The 17053-nt window shown below is 72.3% G+C and carries 13 protein-coding genes and 1 pseudogene; 9 read left to right on the top strand and 5 right to left on the bottom strand.

What is annotated here, in order from left to right; genetic code table 11:
- Positions 1-463: 463 nt before the first annotated feature.
- The 4 genes and pseudogenes from AB0E24_RS11295 to AB0E24_RS11280 form a co-directional block, all read left to right on the top strand.
- Positions 464-694, top strand: a pseudogene (locus tag AB0E24_RS11295) ((2Fe-2S)-binding protein); the annotation flags it as partial.
- Positions 695-696: 2 nt separating this feature from the next.
- Positions 697-3096, top strand: a complete 2400-nt coding sequence (pucD, locus tag AB0E24_RS11290; RefSeq protein ID WP_359376212.1) for a xanthine dehydrogenase subunit D — start codon at positions 697-699, stop codon at positions 3094-3096.
- Positions 3097-3191: 95 nt separating this feature from the next.
- Entirely contained in the window at positions 3192-4343 is a 1152-nt protein-coding gene (locus tag AB0E24_RS11285) for an XdhC family protein (RefSeq protein WP_359376210.1), read from the top strand.
- A gap of 177 nt (positions 4344-4520) precedes the next feature.
- On the top strand, positions 4521-6236 hold the full coding sequence (locus AB0E24_RS11280; RefSeq protein WP_359376207.1) for a glycoside hydrolase family 6 protein: 1716 nt from the start codon (positions 4521-4523) through the stop codon (positions 6234-6236).
- A gap of 9 nt (positions 6237-6245) precedes the next feature.
- Here the strand turns inward: AB0E24_RS11280 and AB0E24_RS11275 are convergent, their stop codons facing one another.
- From AB0E24_RS11275 to AB0E24_RS11265, 3 genes are all read right to left on the bottom strand, one after another.
- Positions 6246-7136, bottom strand: a complete 891-nt coding sequence (locus AB0E24_RS11275; protein WP_069867103.1) for a phosphatidylinositol-specific phospholipase C — start codon at positions 7134-7136, stop codon at positions 6246-6248.
- 143 nt (positions 7137-7279) lie between these two features.
- Positions 7280-8452, bottom strand: a complete 1173-nt coding sequence (locus AB0E24_RS11270; RefSeq protein ID WP_079259353.1) for a magnesium and cobalt transport protein CorA — start codon at positions 8450-8452, stop codon at positions 7280-7282.
- 482 nt (positions 8453-8934) lie between these two features.
- Positions 8935-9891, bottom strand: a complete 957-nt coding sequence (locus tag AB0E24_RS11265) for a helix-turn-helix transcriptional regulator (RefSeq protein ID WP_069867101.1) — start codon at positions 9889-9891, stop codon at positions 8935-8937.
- Positions 9892-9976: 85 nt separating this feature from the next.
- On the opposite strand from AB0E24_RS11265, the gene AB0E24_RS11260 reads away from it, so the two are divergent.
- Together AB0E24_RS11260 and AB0E24_RS11255 are read left to right on the top strand one after the other, a co-directional pair.
- Complete coding sequence (locus AB0E24_RS11260) at positions 9977-11719, top strand: AMP-binding protein (protein WP_359376203.1); 1743 nt, start codon at positions 9977-9979, stop codon at positions 11717-11719.
- Between the two features lie 73 nt (positions 11720-11792).
- Positions 11793-13517, top strand: a complete 1725-nt coding sequence (locus AB0E24_RS11255; RefSeq protein WP_079259355.1) for an AMP-binding protein — start codon at positions 11793-11795, stop codon at positions 13515-13517.
- Between the two features lie 157 nt (positions 13518-13674).
- Here the strand turns inward: AB0E24_RS11255 and AB0E24_RS11250 are convergent, their stop codons facing one another.
- Together AB0E24_RS11250 and AB0E24_RS11245 are read right to left on the bottom strand one after the other, a co-directional pair.
- Positions 13675-14439, bottom strand: coding sequence for a neutral zinc metallopeptidase (locus AB0E24_RS11250; RefSeq protein ID WP_232637385.1), 765 nt, complete (start codon positions 14437-14439; stop codon positions 13675-13677).
- Between the two features lie 134 nt (positions 14440-14573).
- Positions 14574-15278, bottom strand: a complete 705-nt coding sequence (locus AB0E24_RS11245; protein ID WP_069867097.1) for a hypothetical protein — start codon at positions 15276-15278, stop codon at positions 14574-14576.
- Positions 15279-15416: 138 nt separating this feature from the next.
- Between AB0E24_RS11245 and AB0E24_RS11240 the strand changes: the two genes are divergently transcribed.
- The 3 genes from AB0E24_RS11240 to uraD all read left to right on the top strand — a co-directional run bounded on the left by AB0E24_RS11240 (position 15417) and on the right by uraD (position 17052).
- Complete coding sequence (locus AB0E24_RS11240) at positions 15417-15668, top strand: hypothetical protein (RefSeq protein ID WP_069867096.1); 252 nt, start codon at positions 15417-15419, stop codon at positions 15666-15668.
- On the top strand, positions 15665-16036 hold the full coding sequence (locus AB0E24_RS11235) for a helix-turn-helix domain-containing protein (RefSeq protein WP_069867095.1): 372 nt from the start codon (positions 15665-15667) through the stop codon (positions 16034-16036). The genes AB0E24_RS11240 and AB0E24_RS11235 overlap by 4 nt, the downstream gene beginning before the upstream one ends.
- Before the next feature lie 146 nt (positions 16037-16182).
- Positions 16183-17052, top strand: coding sequence for a 2-oxo-4-hydroxy-4-carboxy-5-ureidoimidazoline decarboxylase (gene uraD / locus AB0E24_RS11230; RefSeq protein WP_359376200.1), 870 nt, complete (start codon positions 16183-16185; stop codon positions 17050-17052).
- The last annotated feature ends 1 nt before the right edge of the window (position 17053 follow it).

Genomic DNA, 17053 nt, shown 5'->3' with positions numbered 1-17053 from the left:
CGTGGCCCGCCCCGTGGAGCCCGAGGCCCGCCCCGTGGAGCCCGAGGCCCGCCCCGTGGAGCCCGAGGCCCGCCCCGTGGAGCCCGAGGCCCGCCCCGTGGAGCCCGAGGCCCGCCCCGGGGGGCCCGGGGTCGGCCGCGCCGACGAGCAGCCCGAGGCGGGCCATCCTGGGGCGCCTGGGGCGACCCGCCCCGTGGGGCCTGATGCGGCCCGATCCGTGGCACCCGAGGCCCGCCCCGTAGAGCCTGATATGGCGCGTCCCGTGGAGCCCGGGGGCGGCCGCCCTGTGGGGCCTGAGGCTGCCCGCCCGGGGAAGTCCGGGGTCGGCGGCCCCGTGGGGCCCGGGACGGGCCGCCCCGGCGAGCCTGATGCGGCCCGTCACGCGGGGCCCGACGCGGGCCACCCCGTAGCGCCCGAGGCCGTCCGTCCCCGGCGGCCCGGGCCATCCCGCCCCGGGCAGGCCGCCCCGCTGGCCCCGGTGCAGCAGGCGTTCATCGACGCGGGCGCCGTCCAGTGCGGCTTCTGCACCCCGGGGCTGCTGGTGGCCGCCGATGAGCTGCTGGAGCGCAACCCCGACCCCTCCGACGCCGATATCCGCGAGGCGCTCTCCGGCAACCTCTGCCGCTGCACCGGCTACGAGAAGATCCTGGACGCGGTCCGCCTGGCGGCCGCACGCACCGGGGAGGCGGTCTGACCATGGCGGCCGACCGCACCACCAGTGCCCCCACCACCCTCACCCAGGCCACCGGAGCCGCCAGGGGGACCGTCGGCGAGTCCACCCTGCGCCCCGACGGCACCCTCAAGGTGACCGGCGAGTTCGCGTACTCCTCGGATCTGTGGCACGAGGACATGCTGTGGGGCTTCACCCTGCGCAGCCCGCACGCCCACGCCGCGATCAGATCCATCGACACCGGCGAGGCGCTCGCCCTGCCCGGGGTGTACGCCGTGATGACTCACGCCGACCTGCCCGCCGAGACCCACTACGGCCTGGAGATCCGCGACCAGCCGGTGCTCGCGAAGGACCGGGTCCGCTACCACGGCGAGCCCGTCGCGATCGTCGCCGCCGACCACCCCGAGACCGCCCGCCGCGCCGCCGCCCGGATCGCGGTGGAGTACGAGGAGCTGCCGCTGGTCGTCGACGAGGCCACCGCCACCGCACCCGACGCCCCGCTGCTCCACCCCGGCCGCCGGGACCACCACGCCGCCCACGTCCCGCATCCGAACATCGTGCACCGGCAGCCGGTCCGGCGCGGCGATGTGGCCGCCGCCAGGGCCCGCGCCGATGTGGTGGTCCGCCGGGACTACGAGGTGGGCATGCAGGACCAGGCGTTCCTCGGCCCGGAGTCGGGGCTCGCGGTGCCCGCCGAGGACGGCGGTGTGGACCTCTACATCGCCACCCAGTGGCTGCATGTGGACCGCGATCAGCTCGCCCCGGTCCTCGGGCTGCCCGCGGACAAGGTGCGGCTGACGCTTTCGGGGGTGGGCGGGGCGTTCGGCGCGCGCGAGGACATGTCCATGCAGGCCCACGCATGTCTGCTGGCGCTGCGCACCGGACGGCCCGTCAAGATCGTCTACAACCGGTACGAGTCCTTCTTCGGCCATGTCCACCGCCACCCCGCCAAGCTCACCTACGAACATGGCGCGACCCGCGACGGCACCCTGCTCTACGTCCAGTGCCGGATCGTCCTGGACGGCGGTGCGTACGCCTCCTCCTCCCCGGCGGTGGTCGGCAACGCCGCCTCCCTGTCGATCGGCCCCTATGTCGTCGAGAACGTCGATGCCGAGGCCATCGCCCTCTACTCCAACAACCCGCCCTGCGGTGCGATGCGCGGCTTCGGCGCCGTCCAGGCGTGCTTCGCCTACGAGGCGCAGATGGACGCGGTGGCGGCCGAGCTCGGCCTCGACCCGGTGGAGTTCCGGCAGCGCAACGCCATGTCCCAGGGCGCCACCATGCCCACGGGGCAACTGGTCGACTCCCCGGCCCCGGTCGCCGAGCTGCTGCGCCGGGTCAAGGCGCGGCCGATGCCGCCCGAGCGCGCCTGGGAGGCGGCGGGCGGCCCGGTGGACGTACGGGCCCTGCCGGGCGGGCTGTCCAACACCACCCACGGCGAGTCCGTGGTGCGCGGAGTGGGCTATGCGGTCGGCATCAAGAACGTCGGCTTCTCCGAGGGTTTCGACGACTACTCCACGGCCCGGATCCGGCTGGAGGTGATCGGCGGCGAGCCGGTGGCCCTGGTGCACACCGCGATGGCCGAGGTCGGCCAGGGCGGTGTCACCGTGCACGCCCAGATCGCCCGCACCGAGCTGGGCGTGGACCGGGTCACCCTCCACCCGGCCGACACCCGGGTCGGCTCGGCCGGCTCCACCTCCGCCTCCCGCCAGACGTATATGACGGGCGGCGCCATCAAACACACCTGCGAGGCGGTCCGGGAGGAGGTGCTGCGGCGCGGCCGTGAGCGGTTCGGCGCCGCCCACCCGGCGTGGGCCGCGGCCGAGGCGCCGCGGCTGGCGGACGGCAAGGTGGTCACCGACGGCGGCGAGGTGATCGGTGACCTCGCCGAGATCCTCGGCGACGGGGCGATCGAGCTGGAGCGGGAGTTCCGGCACCGGCCGACCGAGCCGTTCGATCCGCGCACCGGACAGGGGTTCGGCCATGTGCAGTACTCCTTCTGCGCCCATCGCGCGGTCGTCGAGGTGGACACCGAGCTGGGTCTGGTCAAGGTGGTCGAGCTGGCGGCCGCGCAGGACGTGGGCAAGGCGCTCAACCCGCTGTCGGTCGTCGGGCAGATCCACGGCGGTTCGGCGCAGGGGCTGGGGCTCGCCGTGATGGAGGAGATCGTCGTCTCGCCGGACGGGGCGCGGGTGCGCAACCCGTCGTTCACGGACTATCTGATCCCCACCATCCTGGACACCCCGGCCATGCCGGTGGAGGTGCTGGAGCTGGCCGACGACAACGCCCCGTACGGGCTGCGCGGTGTCGGCGAGGCGCCCACGCTCTCCTCGACCCCGGCCGTCGTCGCCGCGATCCGCGCCGCCACGGGCCTGCCCCTGAAGCGCGTGCCGGTCCGTCCGGAGCATCTGATCGACGGGCGCTGACCAGGGCATCGCCGCCGCCCTCCCGGGCCGGGGCAGATATCGGAAGGTAGATGTGTTGTTCCGGTTATAGACCCGCCCTCAAGGAGCTGATCACCATGCTGGACATCGCCGCCGAGCTGCACCGTTGGTGCGAGGAGGGCCGGGACTTCGCCGTCGCCACCGTGGTCTCCGTGGGCGGCAGCGCGCCCCGGCAGCCCGGCGCCGCCCTCGCCGTGGACGCCGACGGCACGGCGATCGGCAGTGTGTCCGGCGGCTGTGTCGAGGGCGCGGTGTACGAGCTGTGCCAGGAGGCGCTGCAAACCGGCGAGACCGTCCGCGAGACCTTCGGCTACTCCGACGAGGACGCCTTCGCGGTCGGCCTGACCTGCGGCGGGGTCATCGATGTCCTGGTCACCCCGGCCCCGGCGGCCGACCGCCGGGTGCGCCCGGTGCTCGCCGCCGCGGCGTCCGCCGCCGCCGAGGGCCGGACGACGGCGCTGGCCCGGATCGTGGACGGCCCGCCCGAGCTGCTGGGCGGCGCCCTGCTCGTCCACCCGGACGGCGGCTGGGACGGCACCCTGGGCGGCCACCCCGAGTTGGACCGTACGGCGGCCGCGGAGGCCCGCGCCCTGCTGGACGCCGGGCGCACCGCGACCGTGGTCATCGGCGCCGAGGGGAGCCGCTGCGGGCGGCCGGTCACCCTGCTCGCCGAGTCCAGCGTGCCGCCGCCGCGCATGATCGTCTTCGGGGCGGTCGACTTCGCGAGCGCGCTGGTGCGGATCGGGAAGTTCCTGAACTACCACGTCACGGTCTGCGACGCCCGTCCGGTCTTCGCGACCGCGCTCCGCTTCCCGGACGCCGACGAGGTGGTCGTCGACTGGCCGCACCGCTATCTCGACGGGACCGAGGTGGACGCCCGCACGGTGCTGTGCGTGCTCACCCACGACGCGAAGTTCGATGTGCCGCTGCTGGAGCGGGCGCTGCGGCTGCCGGTGGCGTACGTCGGCGCCATGGGCTCCGCCCGCACCCACCGGGACCGGCTGCGGCGGCTGCGCGAGGCCGGGGTGGACGAGCCGGAGCTGGCCCGGCTGCGCGCCCCGATCGGGCTCGACCTCGGCGCCCGTACGCCCGAGGAGACGGCACTGTCCATCGCGGGCGAGATCGTGGCACACCGGCGGGGCGGCAGCGGAATGCCGCTGACGGGTTCCGGGACCCCGATCCACCACGACGCGCGGGAGCCCGCGGAGCGGATCGGCTCGGTCGCCTGAGCCTGATCGCCTCGTCACCCAAAAACAGATCAGATCACAGAAGGATCTTCTGACATAAGGCCACTCCTGAGCGGGAAAAACCCTCCGCCAGCTGGCGGAAGGTTCATTTGCCGGGTGCCGGTTCCTGAGTGAGAGTCAGAAACCGACCTTGGTCCTGCCGCCCCCTGGAGTGCGCACGTGCGTAAGAGACGCAAGATCATCACCGTGTCGACGGCCGTCGCGGCCGCTGCCACCCTGCCCCTGCTGATGAGCCCCGTGGTGAGCGCGGCCGTGCTGGAGGACGACGACGAGTCCTCGCGCATGACCCGCCTCTACGCCCCGCCTCCGGACCGGGACTCCTACCGCCAGGTGGCCCGGCTCGCCTGGCGGGGCGACTTCCGCGACTCCGCCGGGCTCCTCTCCATGGTGCGGACGCCGCAGGCGGTCTGGTACGGGGACGAGACCCCGGAGCAGGTCGAGCGGCTGGTCCGCAGGACGACGCGGAGCGCCGACTGGCAGGGGAGGCTGCCGGTCCTCGCCCTCTACAACGTCCCGGGCCGTGACTGCGGCAGCTATTCGAGCGGGGGAGCGGACAGCCTCGCCGAGTACGAGGCGTGGATCGACGCCGTCGCGGCGGGCATCGGCGACCGCGAGGTGCTGATCATCCTCGAACCCGATTCGCTGGCGCTGCTGCCCTCCGACTGCGCCGACGCCTCGAACGCCGCTCAGACCGCCGTCGAGCAGCAGACCGTCATCGAGGAGCAGACAACCGCCGACGGGCAGACAACTGCGGACGAGCAGACAGCTGCCGATGGGCAATCAGCTGCCGATGGGCAACCGGCCGCTGACGGGCAACCGGCTGCCCAGGAGCAGCCGGCCGCGGAGGAGTCGCCCACCGAACTTCCGCCGCTGCCCGACCCCGGCGCGTCCACGGCCCCGCCCACCGGAACGGCCGCCCCCGGCACCGGCCAGGAGGCAGCGCAGACCCCGGGGCAGCAGCTCCCGGACGCGCTGCCCGCCACCTCCGAGACCCCGGCGCCCAAGCCCCCGGAAGTCCAGGAGCCCGCCGCCCTCGAGCCCTCCGCGTCCCAGACCCCCGCCCCCGAGCCCTCCACCGAGCAGCCCGGCACTCTCCCCGAGCTGCCCCCGCTCCCCACGCCCGACCCGGTGACCCCGGAGCCCGGGAACTCCGTCGACCCTGACGAGCTGGACACCCCGGTGGTCGAGGACCCGGAGACCGCCGCCCGCTACTCCGAAATCAACTACGCGGTGGACGTCCTCACCGCGCTCGGCCAGACATCGGTGTACCTGGACGCGGGCCACGCCGGCTGGCACTCCGTCAGCAGCATCGTGCCCCGTCTGATCAAGGCCGGGATCGACCGCGCCACCGGCTTCGCCCTCAATGTCTCCCACTACCAGACCGACCCGGACAGCACCTGGTACGGTCGGCTGATCTCCTCCTGCCTCGCCTACGCGGACGAGGGCGGGGACCCCGAGAAGTGCGCCGACCAGAGCTGGTCGCGGCGGCACGCCCGCCGCTGGCTGCGCGCCCACGCACCCGACGACCCGGCCGGTATGAAGCACTACGTCACCGACACCAGCCGCAACGGCCAGGGCCCCTGGACCCCCAGGGACAGGCACATCGACGCGCAGTCGTGGTGCAACCCGCCGGGGCGGGGCCTGGGCAGGCGCCCCACCACCCACACCGGCGACGCCCTGATGGACGCCGCGCTGTGGGTGAAGACGCCGGGCGAGTCGGACGGGCGGTGCCTGCGCGGCACGGACGGGCCCCTGGACCCGGTGCGCGGCACGGTCAACCCCGAGGCCGGGGAGTGGTTCCCCGACCAGGCGCTGGAGCTCGTGCGCTACGCGGACCCCGCGGTCAAGGTCTTCCGCCGGACCGCCGGCCGCTGACCGTCGCGGTCAGCCCGCCGGATTGTGCCGGACGAGGGCGTCGACCAGGCCGGACGTGGTGTTCGGGAAGTCCATCGGAACGATCCCGAGCCCGGTCCAGCCCTGTGTCTCGGCGCCCTCCAGGAACGACTTCACCCGGGGGTTGAGCCGGTCCGAGTTGGAGCGGGGCGGCAGCAGGGCGGCGGTGGACACATAGTTGATGAACAGCTTGCCGGGCTCGGCCGCCGCCTTGCGGAACTGCGCCTCGATCTTGGGGTACTTGCCGATGGGCTCCGCCATGTAGTCGTCCTGGATGTCGAAGAGCGACCCGTCGCCGTACCGCACCCCCGGCATGTTGTCCGAGTCGGCGAGCAGCACCACCCTGCCCCGGGCCTGGCCCAGGGTGGGGAGGGTGTTGTCCAGGCGGAACAGCGAGCGCCAGCCCTTGTCGTCCAGATAGGTGTCGAAGATCCGGCGGAACTCCGCGGCGCTCTCCTCCGAGTACTCCTGCTTGACCCGCATCAGCACGGTCTCCGACGGATGCGCGGAGAGGAAGGAGCGGCAGGCGCCGAGCACATCGTCGAAGTTGAGGTTCTGGTAGAAGGCGCCGTGGTGGATGGGGAAGGCGTTCTCGAAGGCGCGGCAGCGGATGTCCAGGAAGCGGATGCCGCTGTTCAGCTGGTCGGCGATGGTGGTGTTCTGACACTCCGTCCACGGACCGCCGAAGCGGGCGCCGGAGTCATGGCTTCCGGGCAGGGTCAGCCGCTGGACCGGGGTGGCGTCGGCGATGGCCGACAGCCAGTCCTGGGCGGCCGTCAGCCTGGGCGGCGCGGCGGTGGCCGTCGTGGCACCGCCGATGGCGGTGACCAGCCCCGCGGTGGAGAGCGCGGCCGCGCCCATGAGGAACCCTCGCCGGTCCATACGCCCACTCCCTCGCTCGCCTGCCCGTGCCGCACGGCATCGAAGCACAAACGGATGGGAGGGGCTACGGAAAACGGCTGAATCAGCGGTTCATCGAGGGATTCCCTAGAACCGCCGATCCAGCCGGTTGAGTTGGGGCGCCGTCAGAGCCAGTCGCGGCGTTTGAAGATGATGTACAGGCTGACGCAGACCACCGCCATCAGCAGGATCGCGAACGGGTATCCCCACACCCACTTCAGCTCCGGCATATGGGTGAAGTTCATCCCGTAGATGGTGCCGACCAAAGTGGGCGCGAAGAGGATCGCCGCCCATGCGGAGATCTTCTTGACCTCCTCGTTCTGCTCGAAACCCGCCTCGGCCAGCGCCCGCATCTCGGCGTTCTGCTGCTGGGTCACCAGGGTGGCGTTGACCGCGAGGATGTCGGTGAGGGCGGAGCGGAAGCCGTCCACGCGCTCGCTGGTGTGGGTGACGTGGTCGGCGACGTCCCGCAAATAGCGCTGGAGCTCCTCGTCGGTGCCGTATTTGTCGAACCCCGCCATCAGTCCGTGCAACATCCCGACCAGCGGGCGGGTGGCGCGCTGGAACTCCACCATTTCGCGGGAGAGCTCATAGATGCGCCGCGACACCTCGGGGTCGCCGCGGAAGACCTCGGTCTCGATCTCGTCGATATCGTTCTGCACCCCCGCCACCACCGGGGCGTAGCCGTCCACGGCCGCGTCGAGAATCGCGTACAGCACGGCCTCGGGGCCCAGCGCCAGCAGCTCGGGGGTGGACTCCATCCGGGCCCGCACCGCGGACAGGTCCGGGGCGGCGCCGTGCCGGACGGTGATGACGAAGTCGGGGCCCACGAAGACGTGCAACTCGCCGAAGTCCACCTCCTCGGGCGCGTCGAGATAGCGCGCGGCTCGCAGCACTACGAAGAGCGTCTCGCCGTAGCGCTCCAGCTTGGGCCGCTGATGGGCCTCCAGAGCGTCCTCGATGGCCAGCTTGTGCAGATCGAACTCCTCGGCCAGCGAGAGCAGCTCGGCCTCGCTCGGCCGGTACAGCCCGATCCACGCCATGGCACCCGTCTCCTCGCGCAGCCGCCGATAGGTGGCGGCGAGGGAATCGGGAGTGCCGACCCGGCGGCCGCCGCGGTACACGGCCGCGTCCACCACACTGCGCTCGTCGATCTCCGGCGGGGCCCCATCGGCCGACGCGGCCGGCGGCTCGCCGCGCCGCGGCCCCGGCGCGGGGCGCGGTGTGGCGTCGGCCCCGGCGGGACGCTGCCAGGGGTACCGCTTCGTGGGACGCGGGGTGCGGCGGCGCTCGGACATGGCGGGTCCTTTACGGATAGCGGGCTCGGAGCGGCGCCACCTCCGAGCCGAGCCGGGCGTCGTGCTCAGCGCGTACGGGCCGGGGCGGCACCTCGCGGCATACGACTGGGAGGTTCACCGTCCATGGACCTCACCTCCCGTGTCGTGAGCACTGACCTCAGTGCAGGATATCGCCCCATATGACCGTGGTGCGCCCCGGGGGAGCGGCGGACCAGGGGAAGCAACCACTTGATGCGATAGTTGCTCCAGATCAAGCAATTTCCGAAGGGGTACCCAGAGGGCCCGTGGCCCGGAGAGGCCAAGGCCCCGCAGGCCCGCAGTCCGGAGAGACCTCGCTCCCGGGCCGCGGAAGCCGCAACCGCCGCCCACCCCCGCCGACCCGGCGCCCGGCGACGCTGCCGCGCCTCCCACCCCCTGCTCCGCTGCTCAAACGCGCCGAAGGCGCGAAACGACGCCGCACCCAACCGACCCGAGAACGCGCGCTAAGGCAGCAGCCCCGCGCGGCGGGCCTCGACCACCGCGTGGAGACGGGTGCGGGCCCCCAACTTCCGCATGGACGACCGCAAATAGCTCTTGACCGTCTCCGGCCGCAACCCCAACCGCTCCGCCGCCGCCGAATTCGTCGCCCCCGACGCCACACACGCCAGCACATCCACCTCGCGCGGCGACAGATCCACCCCGTGCGGTCGGTCCCGCTCCCGGCCGCGCCCCGACGTGGCCCTGGCCAGCCGCCCGCACGCGGTGAGAATCTCCGCCCGCAGCTGGGGGTCGGGCACCCGGTGCGCCAGGGCCCGCAGATCGCCATGGGCCTCGCGCACCTCCTCCCACACCGCCGGATCGGTCCCCGCCACCGACTCCAGCGATTCCACCGACGCCAACGACTCCACCGATTCCGCCGTCGGCGCCCACCGCGCCCGCTGCCGCCGCTGCCGCGCCTCCGCCAGCAGCCGCCGCGCCTCGTCCCGCGCCGCCAGCTCCTGCGCCAGTTCGCGCTCCAGCGCCCGCTCCAGCTCGCGGGCCGCCTCCACCGCCGCGCTCAGCGCGCGGTCGCCGAGCAGCAGCGGCTGGCGCAGCGCGCCGTACAGCACTCCGCGCACCTGCCCGCGCACCACCACCGGCACCGCGAGCATCGAGCGCAGCCCTTCCGCACCCACCGCCGCGTCGTACTCATGGCTGATCGCCCGCGAGGTGGGGTAGTCCGCCACTGAGATCGGCCGGGACATGGTGAGGACCTTGCCGCCCAGGCCGTTGCCGGGTGTGATGGCCAGGTCCCGTAGGGAGTTGGTCGTGGTGCCGGTGAGTTCCGAGATCCGGAACTGCCGCGAGCCGGAGGACAGTCCGCCGAACGCGACGGGCAGCCCACCGCGTCGGCGCATCCGCTGAAGTGTGCTCCGTACGTCGACGACCCCGTCCGATCCCGCCACGGCCACCTCCCGCATCCAGCGCCACCCCCGTCCGGGGGTAGTGAGACTCAGATCACCCGTCGCACGATGCTAGCGAGCGGTACGCCATTCAGGAGGACAAGTGACAGCAATCAATCCGTCCCACGACTTCCGCGCGGCACGGGACTTCCTGCTCGGCCACCGCGAGGACTACACGGCGGCGTACGAGGGGTTCGGCTGGCCACGCCCGGAGCGGTTCAACTGGGCCCTGGACTGGTTCGACGGGATCGCCGCGCGGAGCGGCGACCGCGCCGCACTGCACATCGTCGAGGAGGACGGGAGCGAGATCCGCCTGACGTTCGAGGCGCTGCGCCGCCGCTCCAACCGGGCCGCGAACTGGCTGCGCGACCGGGGCGTCCGGGCCGGTGACCGCATCGTGGTCATGCTCGGCAACCAGGTCGAGCTGTGGGAGACCGCGCTGGCCGCGATGAAGTTGCGCGCCGTGGTCATCCCCGCCACGCCGCTGCTCGGCCCGCTCGACCTCGCCGACCGCATCGAGCGCGGCCGGGCGGGGCATGTGATCGTCCGGGCCGGGGACACCGGCAAGTTCGCGGACGTGGCGGGCGACTACACCCGGATCGCGGTCGGCGGCGCGTCCGCGGGCTGGCTCGCCTACGAGGACGCCGGAACCTCGGCCGTCCCGGCGGACATCACCGCGAACGGCCCGGCGGCCACCACAGCGGATGCCACCGACACCGACGACCCCTTCGTCCCCGACGGCCCCACCCTCGCCACCGACCCCCTGATGCTGTACTTCACCTCCGGCACCACCGCCCGCCCCAAGCTGGTCGAGCACACTCATATCTCGTACCCGATCGGACATCTGTCGACGATGTACTGGATCGGGGTCCGGCCGGGCGACGTCCACCTCAACATCTCCTCCCCCGGATGGGCCAAGCACGCCTGGTCGAATCTCTTCGCCCCGTGGAACGCCGAGGCCACTGTCTTCGTCCACAACTACACGCGCTTCGACGCCACCCGTCTGATGGCCGAGATGGACCGCTGCGGCATCACCACCTTCTGTGCCCCGCCCACCGTCTGGCGGATGCTCATCCAGGCCGATCTCACCTTGCTGCGCACCCCGCCCCGTGAGGCCGTCGCCGCGGGCGAGCCGCTCAACCCCGAGGTCATCGAGCATGTGCGGCGCGCCTGGGGGGTGACCATCCGGGACGGTTTCGGCCAGACCGAGACCGCCGTTCAGGTGGCCAACAGCCCCGGACAGCCGCTCAAGCCCGGTTCGATGGGGCGGCCGACCCCCGGGTTCCGGGTCGCCCTGCTCGATCCGGTCACCGGGCGGCCCGGCGAGGAGGGCGAGATCTGCCTCGACCTCACCGGCCCCGAGGGCCGCCCCGTCGGCCTGATGACCGGCTACGAGGGCGATGAGGAGCGCACCGCCGAGGCCACCGCGGGCGGCTACTACCGCACCGGGGACATCGGTTCGCGCGACGCCGACGGCTACATCACCTACATCGGCCGCGCCGACGACGTCTTCAAGGCGTCCGACTACAAGATCTCACCGTTCGAGCTGGAGAGCGCGCTGCTGGAGCACGAGGCGGTCGCGGAGGCCGCCGTCGTCCCGGCCCCCGATCCGGTGCGGCTCGCCGTGCCGAAGGCGTACATCGTGCTCGCGGAGGGCTGGGAGCCCGGCCCGGACACCGCGAAGACGCTGTTCGCGCACTCCCGCGCGGTGCTCGCGCCGTACAAGCGGATCCGCCGATTGGAGTTCGCCGACCTCCCCAAGACGGTTTCCGGGAAGATTCGCCGGATCGAGCTGCGTGAACGTACGGCACAGGGGGGCGGTATCGAGTTTCATGAGGAGATCTGATGACTGACGCTCATATGATGACCCACCCTCACGAACGTGAAGGCGTACGTGAACGTGAACACAAGGAGCTCCCATGACCGACCTGACCTCCGACCCACCGAGCTCAGCCGGGCTCTCCTACGCCAGCGGCCCCAGTGACCTCCCGCTGCTCGGCGAGACCATCGGCACCGCCCTGGGCCGCGCCGTCGAGCTGTACGGCGAGCGCGAGGCGCTCGTCGACATCCCCTCCGGCCGACGATGGACCTACGCCGAGTTCGGCCGGTCGGTCGAGGAGGTCGCGCTCGGGCTGATGGCCAAGGGGGTCGCCAAGGGCGACCGGGTCGGTATCTGGGCCATCAACTGCCCCGAATGGGTGCTGTTGCAGTACGCCACCGCCCGCATCGGCGCCATCATGGTCAATATCAACCCCGCGTACCGCGTCCATGAGCTGCGGTACGTACTCCAGCAGGCCGGAATCTCGGTCCTGGTCTCCTCCACCGCACACAAGACCAGCGACTACCGCCGGATGGTCGAGCAGGTGCGGTCGGCCTGCCCCGCGCTACGCGATGTCATCTACATCGGCGACCGGACCTGGGACGGTCTGGTGCGCGCCGGAGCCGATGTGGCCCCCGGGCGGCTGGCCGAGCGGGAGGCCCGGATCGGCTGCGACGACGCGGTCAACATCCAGTACACCTCCGGCACCACCGGCTTCCCCAAGGGCGCCACCCTCTCCCACCACAACATCCTCAACAACGGCTTCTTCGTGGGGGAGACCGTCCGCTACACCTCCGCGGACCGGATCTGTGTGCCGGTGCCCTTCTACCACTGCTTCGGCATGGTGATGGGCAACCTCGCGGCCGCCACCCACGGCGCCTGCGTGGTCATCCCCGCCCCCGGCTTCGACCCCGTCGCCACCCTGGCCGCCGTCGAACGGGAGCGCTGCACCGCGCTGTACGGCGTCCCCACCATGTTCATCGCCGAGCTGGCCCTGCCGGACTTCGCCACCTTCGACCTCAGCTCGCTGCGCACCGGGATCATGGCCGGATCGCCCTGTCCGGTGGAGGTGATGCGGCGGGTGGTCGCCGAGATGCACATGGAGGAGGTGTCCATCTGCTACGGCATGACCGAGACCTCACCGGTCTCCACCCAGACCAGGCCCGATGACGAGCTCGTACGCCGTACCTCGACCGTCGGCCAGGTGATGCCGCATGTCGAGGTCAAGATCGTCGACCCGGCGACCGGGGCGACCGTGCCCCGAGGCACCCGTGGCGAGCTGTGCACCCGCGGCTACTCGGTGATGCTCGGCTACTGGCAGGAGCCCGAGCGGACCGACGAGGCGATCGACTCGGCGCGCTGGATGCACACCGGCGACCTCGCGGTGATGGACGGAGAGGGATACGTCCAGATCGTCGGCCGGATCAAGGACATGATCGTCCGTGGTGGGGAGAACGTCTATCCGCGGGAGATCGAGGAGTTTCTGCACACCCACCCCAAGATCGCGGATGTGCAGGTGGTCGGCGTACCGGACGAGAAGTACGGCGAGGAGATCCTGGCCTGCGTGATCCTGCGCGAGGGCGCCAGGACCCTCACCCGCGATGAGCTCTCCCGCTTCTGCCGGGGCCGCCTCGCCCACTACAAGGTCCCCCGCTATCTGCGGCTCATGGACGCCTTCCCGATGACGGTCAGCGGCAAGGTCCGCAAGGTCGAGCTGCGCGAGGCGGCCGCCCGGGAGCTGCTGCCCGAAACCCGGTCCGAGGCCGATCCGGCCAGATCGGAAACACCGGTCGAGCGGGCCGAACCCCAGGCCGCGCACCACTGATGAGATGCGGGCCCCTCTGTCACAGCAGGGGCCCACAACCCCGCGCCGGGAACCGCCGCCCATCACCCGCGCCCGGGAACCGCCGCCCGTCACCGGGCCGCTGTCACACCCTGCCCGTCACCGGACCCTGTCACCGGCCGCCCCACGCCGCTGCCCGTCACTCGATGGCGTTCGGCAGGCAGGACTTCACCCCCGAGCGCGCGCCACGGCTGAAGTAGGAGACCCGCTGGGAGGCGTCGCCGTGGTCGGCGATATCGGTCCACGGGGTTCTGTCGGCGAGTGCGGTCAGGGCGTCCGCCAGCTCCTCGGTGTCGCCCTCCTCGAACGTGAGCGTCCCGTCCTGCGCGGCGCCGAAGAGGACCGCCCCGGCCAGGCAGTCGGCCTGGAGCTCACGGGCCAGGTCGACCAGGCCCGCGTCCAGACGGTTCTGGACGGCGTGGCCCCACTCATGGGCGATCACCAGATAGACCCAGGCGTCACCCCGCGCATGGCCCCAGCGCATCAGATCCATGTCCCACGCTATGTAGTCGCCGTCCGGGCAGTAGACGGCGTTGTCGTCGGGGAGGGGCTCGCTGCCGCACACCGGGGAGCCGGGGGTGCCGCCGTCGTAGGCCCCCAGCAGCCGGGGCGGGTTGTAGCCGCCGGTGAACAGCTGCGGCCAATGGGTCTGCCAGTAGGTGTTGGTGACGGAGACCGCCGCGTCGATGTCGCCCTCCACGCTCTTTCCACCGTCGCCTCCGGTGCCGTCGCCGCCAGTGGCGCTCGTGGGCGGGGCGGGTGTGCCGGACGGGGGCCCGGGGGCGGCCGAGGAGCTCTCCACCGTGGGCGGCGGCTCGTCGCCGCCTGCGCAGCCGGTCACCAGAAGGAGGGTCAGTGCGGCGATGAGCGCGGCCCATGACCTCGGGTACCACGGAACAGCCATCGTTCGGCCTCCGGCCGGTCGAGCGGATGGGACGGGTGAACGGTGGAGGGCGGCCCCTCAGCGGCCTCTCAGCGGTCCCTCAGTGGCCCCTCAACGGAAGCGTTCCCCGGTCATGAGCACAAGTGCCGACGGGGTCAGCCGTCCGGCGGCCCCATCCGGATCAGCGCGTCCGCCGGGTCGTTGACGGGCTGCGGGGTGCCGGTCAGATCCATGATGAACAGCGGCAGATGCAGCGCGTCGGCGCGCGCCCGCGCCTCCCGCGCGTAGCCCGCGAGCGAGAAGAAGACGCTCATGGCCGACTTCTGGAGCCCGTTCAGCCACAGGCACTCGATGTCCCGCAGCCCGGTGGGGCGGGTGGTCGGATCGACCTGGGCGACCACGCCCGTCCCGTAGAGATCCACCCCGGAGGCGGCCCGGTCGTCCGAGGGCCGCAGACCGCGGAAGCCGAGCCACTTCAGATACTGCGCGGCGGCGGTGACCGCGTCCCGCGCCGTACGGATCGTCACCGGCCGGAACGCCGGGCGCCGCACCGCCGCGCCGCCGAGTCCGGCCGCCGCACCCAGGCCGGCCAGGGGCGGCGCGACGGCCACGGGCACGCGGACCACCGCGCCGCAGTCGCAGCCCAGCTCCGGCTGCGGCCAGTGACCCTGGCGGCCGCAGGACGGGCAGTTCACCGCCACCCAGAGGTTCTCCCAGGTGCGGTGGCCGAGCTCCTCCGGGGTGCCGTCGCGGAGGACGGGCAGGGTGACCGGCGCACCGCACGCACAGGGGAAGGTGGGCGGTGTGAACGACTGCTCGCGACGGCACGCGGGACAACGCACCGGCACGTTGTCTGTCATCGGGGCGCTCCGTGGAGGAAGGGCGGACAGGGTATCCGTCCATGCTCCCCGAAGCGGGCCGCCGCCGGGAGGGACTTGGGCGTTTGGTCCCCCGTAGTGGGGGCGCCGTGTTACGGCGTGACGCAGTAGGTTGGCGGCGTGAGATTGAGGGTTGAGTTCACCACCGAACCGTTCGACCTCGACGAGGTGCCGCCGCATGCGGTGGCGGCCCGCGAGACCGTTCAGGCCGCCGCGCTGGACACCGTCGACGTCGGCCCCTTCGGCAACACCGCCGAGGGCGGGGCGGAGGCGGTGCTGGAGGCCGTGGACCGGCTGCTGCGCAGCTCCCTCGAAGCCGGTGCCACCCGGATCTCGCTCCAGGTCAATGTCATCGGGGAGGCCGAGGCGTGAGCGTACCGGCCGACCACCCCTTCGCCGCCGCGGTGAAACCGCTCGTGGACGCCATGGGCGGTGAGCTGATCGCCCCGGACCGGGCCCGGGGGGACGATGTGGTGCTCTCCTGGGAGGGCCGCCCGGTGGTGGCCGTAAGGCTGCCGCATCTCTCGGACTCGCTCGACCACATCCTCGCCGACCTCCAGCGCCGCCACGGTGTGCCGCTCTCGGCCCTCGACCGCAAGACCAAGCAGTCCGTCGTCCGCCACCTCGAACAGCGCGGCGCCTTCTCCGTGCGCCACGGCGTCGAAACGGTCGCCGGGGCCCTCGGGGTGAGCCGCTTCACCGTTTACAACTACCTCAACCGCGAGAAGAGCGGGGAGTGACCTGAGCCGGTACGCGCCCCTCGCGTACCTCCATCTGCGTACCCCATCTGCGTACCCCCGCTACGGAGCGACCGGCGGGGCTCCCGTTACGCGGATTTTTCAACAAAGTGTTGACGCCCGGCGAGGGAGCCTCCTAGCTTGCGAGAGTGACTTCCAGTGCTCCGCCGGGGCTGGCCCGGTTCAACGCGGTGGACGACCCGGACGCCGCCGCGATGCTGCGTACGGTGTGCGCCGGCCGGACCTGGGGCGCGGCCGTGGCGGGCGGGCGGCCGTACGCCACGGTCGGGGAGCTGCTCGACGCCTCCGACGCGGCCATGACCGGGCTCACCGCCGCCGACCTGGCCGAGGCGATGGCCGCGCATCCGCCCATAGGGCGGCCGACTTCGGGCGACGCCGCCTCGGCACGGGAGCAGAGCGGCGTACGGGACGCGGAGCGCGCGGAGCTGCTGGAGCTGAACCTCGCCTACCAGGAGCGCCATGGCCATGTCTTCCTGATCTGCGCCACCGGCCGCACCGGCGAGGAGATGCTGGCCGCGCTGCGCGAGCGGATCCACCATGACGCCGACACCGAGCGCGAGATCGTCCGCACCGAACTGGGAAAGATCAATCGCATCCGGCTGACCCGGCTGGTGGAAACCCTTTCAGGCCCCGCGGGCCCCGGCGGAAGGAGAGCGGCGATGGCGAGCGGCGCCACATCCGTGTCCACCCACATCCTGGACACCAGCATCGGCCGCCCCGCCGTGGGCGTGGTCGTCGAGCTGGCCGTCCGCTCGGGGCCCGGTGCGGAGTGGGCGGCGCACGCCGACTCCCTCACCGACGCCGACGGGCGCTGCACGGATCTGCCCGCCCTCCCCGAGGGCACCACCCACGCACGGCTGCGCTTCGAGACCGGGCCGTATCTGACCCACGCCTTCTTCCCGGAGGTCGCGGTCGCCTTCGCCGTCGAGCCGGGTGAGCACTACCACGTACCGCTGCTGCTCACCCCGTTCGGCTACTCCGTCTACCGAGGGAGCTAGC

It is taken from the genome of Streptomyces malaysiensis subsp. malaysiensis, assembly GCF_040653035.1.
GTDB lineage: Bacteria > Actinomycetota > Actinomycetes > Streptomycetales > Streptomycetaceae > Streptomyces > Streptomyces malaysiensis.
The sequence above is the reverse complement of the archived record's forward strand: the minus strand, read 5'-3'. Positions and strand labels throughout refer to the sequence as shown.